Here is an 11569-nt window from a genome sequence, read left to right on the forward strand (position 1 = left end):
CAACTCCTATCTGTGCTTGGCCGGCCAATTCCAGTTGCACAGGCGTGATCGGGGCTAGTAGCTTATTGGCTTTGCCCCTACTCTCTCTGCCTGGTCTATCCGAGTTGTGGCTTCGTCTCTCAAAGAGCACGTACGATTGGCCAGTTGCAGTCGAGGTGACTAATAACAGTATCAGCCGGCTTCACACTGTAGCCATTCAGGCGTACTCACCGCGAGATGCCGGCAGAGACTCCGGAAGTAAACCAGGCGGATGTTACCTTTTGCAGCTTTGATCCACCGACTGCTTTCACAGCGGGTTCTTCGCTCTGGTCTTGTTGCCTACAACCCCAACCCTTTCTTCCTCTTCCCCATGAACTATCCACAACCAGAATTCCGTCCGGTATCTTACTCCCGGGTCACGCTTACAGAATTGATGATTCCTTCCTATGCCAATTTCGGCGGCAAGATCCACGGCGGCATTCTACTGTCGTTGATGGATAAGGTGGCGTATGCGGCGGCGTCCAAGCACGCGGGCAACTACTGTGTGACGGTGAGCGTGGACGGCGTGAATTTTCTGCAGCCGGTGGAAGTCGGCGAGTTGGTGTCGCTGCTGGCTTCGGTCAATTATGTCGGGCGCACTTCGCTGCTGGTCGGCATCAAGGTCATCGCGGAGGATGTGCGCAGCGGCTCGGTCAAGCACACCAATACCTCTTATTTCACGATGGTGGCTAAGGACGAAAGCGGGCAGCCAACGCAAGTGCCAGGGCTAAATTTAGAGACGCTGGAAGACACGCGGCGCTTCCTGGAAGCCATCAAAAGACGGGAGTTTAAGGAGCGCTACCGGGCCGAGTTCGACAACGCTGTTTCTTCGTTGGCAGTGCCGCATCAGCTGCATCTGCTGGAGCGCGAAAGGTGTCAAATCGTGTATTGATTCTTTGTCCGCAAGCTTGGCACCGATGCGTCCGTAGGACGTTTTAAAGCGGCGTTTCGCTACTGTAGGAGTGACAAAAATGTTTCACGTGGAACATTTTTGTCACTTAGGGCCATACACTTTCATCAGGAGCTCATTGTGCGCTTCCAATAGCGCTATATACTTCGTCTGGAGGGCCATTAGCTGCTTTACCGGGTCAGAATCAACTGCTTGTATCTGTAACGCACGCGGTGTAACATTGGCGGACAAACTATTTGTTACAATGGGAGCGACGAACGGTAATACAGTCTGTTGTAACGACGTAAAGTCATTAGAAAAATCGTGTCCGATAATATCACCTACTCGCTTTACGAAAGCGTAATCAAGTGTCTCTTCTTTGAATTTACGATAGATAGTAGGACGGGTAATGCCCAGCTCGTCCACGATACGGGTAATGGAAATACCGCTGTTTTTGATGGCATCTTGCAGGATTTCGCCCTGATGTGGCATAGAGAAGCTCTGTAATGCAATGAGTTTGTAAAGATGATGAATATGTATCAATTGAACAAACACAGTGTATGTAATTATGGACAACTGATACAAGTGTAACGATACAAACCAAACAAACGAAACGCGTTACACTTGACGTATTACACAGAATTTGTAACATATTATTTGTAACACAAAACGATACACTTGGTAAACGAAGTCTAAAACATGCCCACACTGCTTTGTATGCTTGTTTGCGGCATACAAACACAACTGCCGTATTATTTCCCGAGAGAGGTCGACACTCATTCCCTACGAGTGAGTTGGACATAGCTGTGCTACGAAACCAGCCGGGGTGTATGGTTGCCGTTAGCCTTGGCTCAGCAGGCTACGAAGTACGTCCGGGTAGTCGGTGGTCAGGCCATCTACACCGAGTTGTAGTAGCCGCTGCATATCCTCAGTTTTGTTCACCGTCCAGGGTACGATGCGGATGCCTTGCGCGTGTAGTGCGGCCACCAGCGTGGCCGTGACCAGCGGGTGATGAGGGCCGTAGACATCCGGCGCAAAACCCAAAGCGGCCGCATGCTCGGCGTAGGGAATTTCGTCTTCCACCAGCATACAAACGGGCAGTTCGAGCAGCTGTTGGCGGGCGGCCTGGAGGACGCGCTTGTCGAAGGCAAGCAGCGTGACGCGGGACAAAATCTGCTCGGTTTCGAAGAGAACGGCCAGCACTTTCCGCACGAAAACGGCGGGCTTTGGATGGAATACCCCATCCCCTTCCGGAGTCGATTTCACTTCGATGCTGTAGCCTACTGCCGGGCGGCCCAGCTGCTGCGAGAACTGCTCTGCGGCCCGAATTACGTCGCGCAGCAGCGGCTTGCAGGCCGCCGCCAAAAGCTGCCGGGGGAATTCCGGATGCGGGGTCAGGCCACAGTCGCAGCGGCGGATTTCGGCGTAGGACATCCGATAGATGTTGTGCTGCTGCTCAGTGCCGGCCGCTACCGGCTGGCCCTGCGCATCGCGGCACAGCCCGGATAGCCAGGGCTCGTGCGATACCACTACTTCGCCATCGGCCGATAGCACTACGTCCATTTCCAGCACATCTACCCCCAGCGCGAGGGCATGCAAAAAGGCGGGCATCGTATTCTCGGGGCGCAGGCCCCGGCAGCCACGGTGACCATGAATCTCGGGGCGGGGTGACCCAACAGAACGGGGCGCAGGAATAGGCATAATAGCAGTAGTGAAGGTTGGCCGCGGCCAGCGTCAGCAGGCGCGGTGAGCTAAGCAGACAGCACGCAGCAAAACAATTCGCGGGGCCGGCATGCTAGCTTGTACGGTGGGTAGGCAAATGATGCCGCGAGCTTAAAAGCGGTATTTTGCGGGCTGAACCATTCTTTTCATCATCCCAACCTTATGAAGAAAATCATCCTGCTGGTAGTTCTTGCGGCTCTGGTAGCCGGGGGCTACTACTTTTATCATAGCCTGACGACGGGGCCCAAATATGCCCTGATGCAGGCCGCCAAAGCCACGCAGACCCACGATATGGCTGCTTTTGAGCGCTACGTGGACGTGAACAGCGTGACGGGTAGCCTGGTGGACCAGGTGGCGGCGCAGGGCTCGGCTCTGGGGCTGCTGAATCCGGGGGGCTTTGCCCTCCGCGGGGCGCTACAACTGCTGAAGCCGCAGTTGGCTAAGGCGGCCCGCAAAGAGGTACAGACCTACGTTGAGACCGGCTCGCTGGAGGCCGCGGCGGCGACGCAGCCGGAGCGGGCGGTGAAGGTGTCGATGCTGGGCATGGCCAGCAAAGTGGTGAGCGCCGACAGCAAATTCAAGGACGTGAAATACGTGAACGAGCAGGGAGACCAGGCGCTGGTCGGCATCGAATTCACGCAGCCCAAATATGACACTACCCTGGTGGTGGAGCTGAAGATGCGCGACCGGGGCGACCATTGGCAAGTAACGGAAATCACTAATACCGGGGAGTTGATAAAGCACGTGGCGCGCCTGGAGAAGAAGCGCCGGTTCGGCAATTAAAACTGATTCCGCGCTTACGCCCGGCTTGAAAACAGGAAGGCCCGTCGCTGTCCAGCGACGGGCCTTCCTGTTTTCAAGCCGGGAGCAGTCTAGACGCTGGCCTTGCCGCGACCGGCAAACAGGTAATAGATGATCAGACCGCCGAGGGGGAAGAAGAAAATGATGGCAGCCCAGAGGATTTTCTTACCAATAGTCCATTGCTGACGGAAGACATCGAACAGGGCCAGCACATCGAGTACAAGGATGATGATGCCCCACATGGAGGTGCTACCGTTGGCATTGTAGCGGCTGCACGAGGAAATGGCAGCGGTCAGGGTGAGCAGCAGGGCCGCGAGGGGCAGACGGTTGGTGAGGGAAGCTAGCTTAGTCATGGGAGTCGGTTGTTGGAGTGGAAAGGGAGTGTGCCGCTCTTTACGCATGACGTTGGAATATAGATATAATTGTTGATGTTTTTCATATATAATATATTGGTAATCAAGTCATTAAAATAGATAAGTCTGGATTTGCTGCCAGAAATATGTGGCGGCTTCCGGATAGAAGGCCAGGGTGAGAATAACGCCATAGAGGGCCCCGTAGAAGTGGGCATCGTGGTTGATGTTATCGCCGGAGCGGCGGCCCTGGTAGTAGGAATAGGCTAGATAGAGGAAGCCGAAGATGAAGGGCTGAATGGGGAAAGGTATCGGGAAGATGATAATACCCTGGCCCTTAGGCGCTACCGGATTGAACATAATGCCCGCGAAGATGACGGCCGCTACGCCACCCGAAGCGCCGAGGCTGCGGTAGTCGGGGTCGTTGCGGTGGCGGAAGTACGTGGGCAGGTCGGAAAAGACGATGCCGCCGAGATAGAGCGCTAGGAATTGCAGCAAACCCACCGTGACACCGCCCAGCTCCACAAAAATATTCTGCACGGCTTTGCCAAAGGAGTAGAAAGCCAGCATGTTGAAAATCAGGTGCATCCAGTTGGCGTGCAGGAAGCCGGACGTGAGCAGGCGATACCATTCGTTCTGTCGGCGCATCACGTAGGGCCGCATAATCCAGCTTTCCAGCAGCTCGTGGTTGGACCAGGCATAGATTGAGATGCCGGCGGTGAGGACCAGCAGAACTAGGGTGGCATCGAGGGTGAGCATAGGCAGAGGAAAGGAGAGTGAAATTTGGTGGCTTCTGGCGCTTTAAAGCACTGGAAAGCGGCGAGGACTCGCGAAAAAAATGATAAGCCGGCAGTGGGCCCGAAACGTGGTAAAAACGGGCGCTGCAGAACAAAAGCCTACGAGCTGCGGTAGAACGCGCCCCGCTCCTACTTCTGGCGTTCCAGCAGCTCCAGAGCCAGTTGACGTAGCGGCTCTCTACGGTCGGCGGGGGCCGCCACGCGCTCCAGGTGATGCAGGGCATCCTGGAAGTAGTCGTTGATGCGGGCTTCGGTCTGGGGGCGAATATTCAGCTCGTCGTAGATGGCGCGCACGGCCTGCACTTTGGCCTCGGCATCGGGCACGGGCTGACCAATGTGGCGGGCCAGCACAGCCTGCTGGGCAGGGCTGGCCTGGGCCTGGGCGGTGAGCAGCAGGAAGGTTTTCTTGTCGCTCACGATGTCGCCGCCGACGCGCTTGCCGAAGGTGGCCGCGTCGCCGAATACGTCGAGCAGGTCGTCGCGGAGCTGGAAGGCCAGGCCGATGTCGGTGCCGAACTGGCGCAGGTGGTCGGCATCCTGGGCGCTGGCGCCGCCGAGCAGCGCGCCCAGCTCTAGCGCGAAGCCTAGCAGCACGGCGGTTTTGAGCCGGATCATATCCAGGTATTGGGCAATGCTGACCTGGGTTTCGGTTTCAAAGTTCATGTCCCATTGCTGGCCCTCGCACACCTCGGCGGCGGTCTGGCTAAAGCGGCGCAGCACGGTGGGCAGCAGCGGGGCCGGCACGTCGAAAAACAGTTCGTAGGCCCGCACCAGCATCACGTCGCCGCTGAGAATGGCCACGTTGGCGTTCCACTTTTCGTGCACCGTGGGCTGGCCGCGCCGGAGCGGCGCCTGGTCCATGATGTCGTCGTGGAGCAGGGTGAAGTTGTGGAACACTTCCACGCCCAGCGCGGGCCGCAGCACGGGGTCCAGCTCGTCGGTGAAGACGTGGGCGCCGAGCAGCGTGAGCAGCGGCCGGATGCGCTTGCCGCCCAGGGCCATGATGTAGCGGATGGGCTCGTAGAGGGCCTGCGGCTGCTCGCCGTAGTTGAGCTGGGCCAGGCCGGCGGTGATTTTAGCGGAGAAGAAACTGAGGTCCACGGAGTAGATTGGAGTTGCGGCGGAAAGGTACGGCGGCGGCGGTTGTGGTGGTTGTGGCGGCTGTCATTGCGAGGACGAAAGACGAAGCAATCCGTCCTCTGAAATGTGCGAAGCTACTTTTCAGCAGAAAGCCCCGACGTAGTGCATACGTCAGGGCTTTGTGGGTTAACAGGGCTTTTTACATTTCAGAGGACGGATTGCTTCGTCGTGCCTCCTCGCAATGACAGCTTACCTGCGCCGACTTCCGCCGCCGCTGCTTTTGCCGCCTTTGCCGCCGGGGCGGCCGCCGCTGCGCTCGGGGCGATAGCCGCGGGGCGGGCGGTTTTCGCGGCGCTCCTGCTGCTCGCGCTGCTTCACGTGGTCGGGGCGGTTGTCTACCAGCTCGAAGTCGATAGTGCGGTCGAGCAGGTTGGCGGCTTTCACGATAACCTGCAGCTCGTCGCCGAACTGGATGATGCGCTTCGAGCCGCGGCCCACGATGCGGTAGTTGTCCTTGTCCAACTCGAACGTGTCGCCGGGAATGTCGCTCAGGCGCACCATGCCTTCGCACTTGTTCTCCTCGATTTCGACGTAGAGGCCGCGCTCCGTGAGGCCCGACACCACGCCGGTGAACGTCTGGCCAATGACCTCCGACATGAACTCGACCTGCTTGTATTTAATGCTGGCCCGCTCGGCCGAAGCCGCCACTTTCTCGCGGCCCGACGAGTGCTTGCACTCCTCCTCCACCGGGGCCACTTCCACGTTGCTGCCGCCTTCGAGGTAGTGCTCCAGCAGGCGGTGCGCCATCATATCGGGGTAGCGGCGGATGGGCGAGGTGAAGTGCGAATAATGCTCAAAAGCCAGACCGAAGTGGCCCAGCGGCTCGGTGGTATACACAGCCTTGCTCATGGTGCGCACAGCCAGCGTCTGAATCACGTTCTGCTCGGGCCTTCCAATTACCTGGGTCGAAAGGTCGTTCAGCTCGGTGCTGAGCTTTTTGGGGTTGGTCAGGTCCAGGCTGTGGCCGAACTTCTGGGCGAAGAGGGCGAAGTTCTGCAGGCGGTCCGGGTCGGGCGCTTCGTGCACGCGGTACACCATCGTCATGCGCGGCTTGCGGCTTTTGAGCTTGAACACGAACTCGGCCACCTTGCGGTTGGCCAGCAGCATAAACTCCTCAATCATCTTGTGCGCATCCTTGCGCTCCTTCACGTACACGCCCAGCGGCTTGCCATTCTCGTCGAGCTTGAACTTCACTTCCTGGGTTTCGAAGCTGATGGCGCCGCTCTTGAAGCGGGCCGTGCAGAGCTTTTTGGCAATGCTGTTCATCAGCACGATTTCGTCGGCGAAGTCGCCGAAGCCGGTTTCAATACGCTCCTGGGCTTCTTCGTAGGCAAAGCGGCGGTCGGAGTGAATGATGGTTTTGCCGAACCACGAATCATAGAGCTTGCCCTTCTCATCCAGCTCAAACACGGCCGAAAACGTGAGCTTGTCCTCGTTGGGCCGCAACGAGCACACGCCATTGGAGAGGCGTTCGGGCAGCATCGGAATCACGCGGTCCACGAGATACACGGAGGTGGCGCGGTGCTTGGCTTCGCGCTCCAGCTCGGTGCCGGGGCGCACGTAGTGGGTTACGTCGGCAATGTGCACCCCGATTTCCCAGTGGCCGTTTTCCAGCTTCTGAATGCTCAAGGCATCGTCGAAGTCCTTGGCATCGGCGGGGTCGATGGTGAAGGTAGTGACGGCGCGGAAGTCGCGGCGGCGCTTGATTTCGTCGGGCGAAATCCGGTCCGGAATTCCTTCCGACTCGGCCTCCACTTCGGGCGAAAACTCAAACGGCAGGTCGAACTCAGCCATGATGGCATTGATTTCGGCCTCGTTGCCGCCGGCCTGCCCGAAGCTGCGCAGCACCTCGCCGGTGGGCGAGCGTTGGGCATCCTCCGGAAACTCAGTGATGCGCACCAGCACTTTCTCGCCGTTGTTGGCCCCTTTCAGGTTCTCGTAGGGCACGAACACGTCGAAATACAGCTTGCGGTTGTCAGGCTTCACGAAGCCGATACCGCCCTGAATCTGGAGGCGGCCCACCACTTCGGGGCGCACTCGCTTGAGCACTTCCACCACGTCGCCCACCGGGCGGCCGTCGCGGGTGCCGCGCAGGCGCAGGCGCACCGTGTCGCCGTGCATGGCAAACTTGAGGCGGTCGGTAAACACGCGCACGTCGGTTTCGCTCTCCTCCGAGATGATGAAGGCGAAGTTGCTGGTGGCCAGCGAAACGGTGCCAATGATGGTGTCGGCGGTTTCGCGGGCGGCGGGGCGGCGGGCTACTTCGGGTTCATCAGTATCGGGAAAGTCGAAGCCGGCCCCGCGGCGGCGATGCACCACGGGGTCCTGACCAAACTCCGTTTCGATAGGCCGGCCGCCGCGGCGGGCGGGCACCGGAATATTGTCCGGATTGCGCGGCTGCCGGCTGCTGGCGGGCATGGTGGCCGAGAAGGCCGCCGATGGATCGGTGAGACGGTACTCGTCGTTCTGGAGCAGCGTGAGCTGGCCCAAATTCTTGAGCGCTTTCAAGTGGGCAAACACCTCTTCGCGCTGCTCCTTGGTGGTCACACCGAGGCGGCGGGAGAGCTGGCGGTAGGCGAATACTTTGCCGGGGTTGTCGCGGAAGATGCGAAACACGAGGTCTTTGGTGATGGGGGCCGCGGCCTGGTCGGCGCGGGCCGCCTTCGCGCGCGAGGCGCGGGGGGCAGCGGAATCGTCTTTTTCTTTCATCAGAAAATGAGGGCCGCCAGTGGTTGTCTTTTTCGCAGGCGGCTTGGGTTGAATGGAAGCAGGCCGGTTGGGTTCAGGCTTGCCTAAATGAATGTTTTGGAGCCCAAAAACGGGCCGCGCCGGCCAATTGCCGGGCTTCGGGAAGATAATACGGAATATATCGGCGAATAACTATTGGGGAGGGGGAAAGTGGGGGTATTCTACTGCAATGGTACTGTCATGCTGAGCTTGCGAAGGACCTTATGCCAGTTGAACGATAGGCATAACAACGACTTGTTTTTGCCTGATAATGTCCTTCGCAAGCTCAGGATGACAGGCCGTTTTTTCGTCTTCACTCCTGCTACGCTCTACTCGCTACCGCCGCCCGAATATCAGCAGGTTCGTCTTTGGGGATGGCGGCCAATAGCTGGCGGGTGTACTCGTGCTGCGGGTTGGCGTAGACTTCAGCCGCCGGGCCGCTTTCCACAATCTGGCCCTGGCGCATCACCAATAACCGGTCCGACATGAAGCGGGCCACCGACAGATCGTGGGTGATGAACAGGTAGGTGATACCGAAGTCGCGCTTGAGCTGGTTGAGCAGGTTGAGCACCTGCGCCTGCACCGACACGTCGAGGGCCGACACCGACTCGTCGCAGATGATGCACTTGGGCCGCAGGGCCAGGGCGCGGGCAATGCAGATGCGCTGGCGCTGCCCGCCCGAAAACTCGTGCGGATAGCGCAGGTAGTGCTCTTCCTTCAGGCCCACGGTGCGCAGCAGTTCCAGCACGCGGGCCTTCTGCTCAGCTTTGGTGCCACCCACGCTGTGCACGCGCATCGGCTCCAGAATGGCCTCGCCCACGGTCATCATGGGGTTCAGGGCCGCGTAGGGGTCCTGAAACACCATCTGGAAGTCCTTGCGCCGTTTGCGCAGGGCGCCGGCGGGCAGGGCGGCCAGATCGGTGCCTTCGAACAGGATGCGGCCGGCCGTTGGTTCCACCAGCCGCAGCAGGGCCCGGCCCAGCGTGGTTTTGCCGCAGCCCGACTCGCCCACCAGCCCCACGGTTTCGCCGGGGAATATGGTGAAGCTCACGCCATCCACGGCCCGCACGAACTCGGGGTGGCGGTTGAAGAAGCCCTTGCGAATGGGAAAATGCACGTTCAGGTTATCGACTTGGAGGAGGACCTCACCCCCCGGTCCCCTCTCCAAAAGAGAGGGGGAGCCTGACGGTTCAGCTTTTCCATTGGGCACTTCTGTGCTGGCTACTCCCCCACTTTCATCGGCCAAAACCGCCTCATTTTGTTCCACGGGGAACGTTTTGGTGGTTTCAAAGGAAATGTTATCGGAGGTAGCAATTACGGCCAGCGGTGAGCTTGCCGGCTCGGGATGGATGATTTTTTCTACCAGATTGCCGGCGGCGTCCTCGCTCATGAAATCGGCGACGACTGGCAGCCACTTTTTGCCCACCGAGAGCTTGGGGCGGCAGGCCAGCAGGCCCTTCGTGTAAGGGTGCTGGGGGTTGGTGAATATATCTAGGACGGGGCCTTGCTCCACTACCCGGCCGCGGTACATGACCAGGATGCGGTCGGCTATTTCGGCCACTACGCCTAGGTCGTGGGTGATAAAGAGTACGGCGGTGTTGTGCTGGCGGCGCAGCTCATCGATGAGCTGGAGCATGCGGGCCTGCACGGTCACGTCGAGGGCGGTGGTGGGCTCGTCGGCAATGAGGATGGCGGGGTTGCAGGCCATGGCCATGGCAATCATCACGCGCTGCTTCTGGCCCCCGCTGATTTCGTGGGGGTAGGCTTTAAGAATCTTCTCCGGGCGGGGCAGCTGGGCCATCGTGAACAGCTCCACGGTGCGGGCCTCGGCTTCCTTTTGGCTTAGATTGGTATGCAGGCGCAGGGCTTCCACCACCTGGCTGCCGCAGGTATACACGGGGTTCAGCGAGGTCATGGGCTCCTGAAAAATCATCCCAATGTCGTTGCCGCGCACTTTCTGCAGTTCCTTATCCGTCAGGCGCAGCAGATCCACTTCGCCCAGGGCTTCGGAGTGAAACCGGGCCTCCCCGCTCACCAGCTGGCCGGGCGGCATCGGAATCAGGCCCATCAAAGCCAGCGAGGTCACCGATTTGCCCGAGCCCGACTCGCCCACAATGGCCAGCGTTTCGCCGCGGTGCAGCTGAAACGAGACGTCATTTACAGCCCGCACGTCGCCGCGGTGGCTGCGGAAGTCGATGGTGAGGTTGTTGATGGTGAGAATAGGCTGAGGCACGGAGAATGGGTTGGAGTGGGCACTAAGGTAAAGATAGGCCTGTAGAGACGCATACTTGCGTCTGTCGGGCGTGACGTTCGGGCAGGTTATCGTTCAACGACGAGACGCAAGTATGCGTCTCTACATCGTTCAACTAAACGCAAACGGCCGGCTGAAATGCTTCAGCCGGCCGTCATTGCTTCAAAATAAGCTTTTAAGACGCTACTTCCGTCGTTTCGGCGTCGTGGCGGGCCTGGGCGGCGGCGCGGTCTTCGGCGGCTACGAGGTGGGCTGATTCCTGCTCGAAAAAGCGGTTCTGGTTGAATAGAATCAGCATTACGCCGATGAAGATGGCCGAATCGGCGATGTTGAAAATGGGCCAGAGCGAAACGTGCGCGCCGCCCACCAGCGGCCAAGTGGAGGGCAGAATGCCTTCGTAGAGGTCCAGATACAGCATGTCAATCACTTGGCCGTGGAACCAGGGCGTGGGGGCGCCAAAGGGGGCATTGTCGTAGATGATGCCGTAGAAAATGGAGTCAATCAGGTTGCCGACGGCTCCGCCCAGAATGAGGGCCACGCAGAAAATGAAGCCCGTGGCGGCCCGGCGCTGCCAGAGCTTGCGGATGTAGTAGATGCCGCCGAACATAGCCAGCAAGCGGAAGCTGGTGAGCAAAACCTTGCCGTAGGGCGGCGGCAGCTCTACCCCGAAGGCCATACCGGGATTCAGCGTGTAGTGCAGCTTGGCCCAGTCGCCGATGAGCGGGATTTCGCCGGGCATACCGGGCAGCATGTACGTGTGCGTAGCCCACTTCGAGAGCTGGTCAATGGCAATGACCAGCAGGGCGACCAGGTAGTATTTCCAGTACTTCATTTTCACAGAAAGGAGAGGTAAGCGGTGAGAAGTGAGGCGGCG

At 59.1% G+C, this 11569-nt stretch carries 10 protein-coding genes; 2 read left to right on the top strand and 8 right to left on the bottom strand.

What is annotated here, in order from left to right; all coding sequences use genetic code 11:
- Positions 1-349: 349 nt before the first annotated feature.
- A complete protein-coding gene (locus BUB62_RS02725; protein WP_234988616.1) occupies positions 350-910 on the top strand; it encodes an acyl-CoA thioesterase in 561 nt (186 codons plus the stop codon).
- 102 nt (positions 911-1012) lie between these two features.
- Here BUB62_RS02725 and BUB62_RS02730 read toward each other — a convergent pair whose 3' ends face one another.
- Both BUB62_RS02730 and BUB62_RS02735 read right to left on the bottom strand, forming a co-directional pair.
- A complete protein-coding gene (locus tag BUB62_RS02730; RefSeq protein ID WP_143163994.1) occupies positions 1013-1462 on the bottom strand; it encodes a helix-turn-helix domain-containing protein in 450 nt (149 codons plus the stop codon).
- Between the two features lie 285 nt (positions 1463-1747).
- Positions 1748-2608: a glycerophosphodiester phosphodiesterase family protein gene (locus tag BUB62_RS02735; protein ID WP_073105779.1), complete on the bottom strand. Its 861-nt coding sequence runs from the start codon at positions 2606-2608 to the stop codon at positions 1748-1750.
- 183 nt (positions 2609-2791) lie between these two features.
- Between BUB62_RS02735 and BUB62_RS02740 the strand changes: the two genes are divergently transcribed.
- Entirely contained in the window at positions 2792-3412 is a 621-nt protein-coding gene (locus tag BUB62_RS02740; RefSeq protein WP_073105782.1) for a DUF2939 domain-containing protein, read from the top strand.
- A gap of 89 nt (positions 3413-3501) precedes the next feature.
- On the opposite strand, the gene BUB62_RS18700 is transcribed toward BUB62_RS02740, so the two are convergent.
- From BUB62_RS18700 to BUB62_RS02770, 6 genes are all read right to left on the bottom strand, one after another.
- Complete coding sequence (locus BUB62_RS18700; RefSeq protein ID WP_159437393.1) at positions 3502-3783, bottom strand: PLD nuclease N-terminal domain-containing protein; 282 nt, start codon at positions 3781-3783, stop codon at positions 3502-3504.
- A gap of 111 nt (positions 3784-3894) precedes the next feature.
- Positions 3895-4539: a rhomboid family intramembrane serine protease gene (locus tag BUB62_RS02750; protein ID WP_073105784.1), complete on the bottom strand. Its 645-nt coding sequence runs from the start codon at positions 4537-4539 to the stop codon at positions 3895-3897.
- 167 nt (positions 4540-4706) lie between these two features.
- Entirely contained in the window at positions 4707-5678 is a 972-nt protein-coding gene (locus BUB62_RS02755; RefSeq protein ID WP_073105787.1) for a polyprenyl synthetase family protein, read from the bottom strand.
- 228 nt (positions 5679-5906) lie between these two features.
- Positions 5907-8426, bottom strand: a complete 2520-nt coding sequence (gene rnr, locus BUB62_RS02760; RefSeq protein ID WP_073105788.1) for a ribonuclease R — start codon at positions 8424-8426, stop codon at positions 5907-5909.
- Between the two features lie 340 nt (positions 8427-8766).
- On the bottom strand, positions 8767-10677 hold the full coding sequence (locus tag BUB62_RS02765; RefSeq protein WP_073105790.1) for an ABC transporter ATP-binding protein: 1911 nt from the start codon (positions 10675-10677) through the stop codon (positions 8767-8769).
- Positions 10678-10870: 193 nt separating this feature from the next.
- Positions 10871-11527: a lipoprotein signal peptidase gene (locus BUB62_RS02770; RefSeq protein WP_073105793.1), complete on the bottom strand. Its 657-nt coding sequence runs from the start codon at positions 11525-11527 to the stop codon at positions 10871-10873.
- Between the last annotated feature and the right edge of the window lie 42 nt (positions 11528-11569).

This window comes from Hymenobacter daecheongensis DSM 21074, assembly GCF_900141805.1.
GTDB classification, from domain to species: domain Bacteria; phylum Bacteroidota; class Bacteroidia; order Cytophagales; family Hymenobacteraceae; genus Hymenobacter; species Hymenobacter daecheongensis.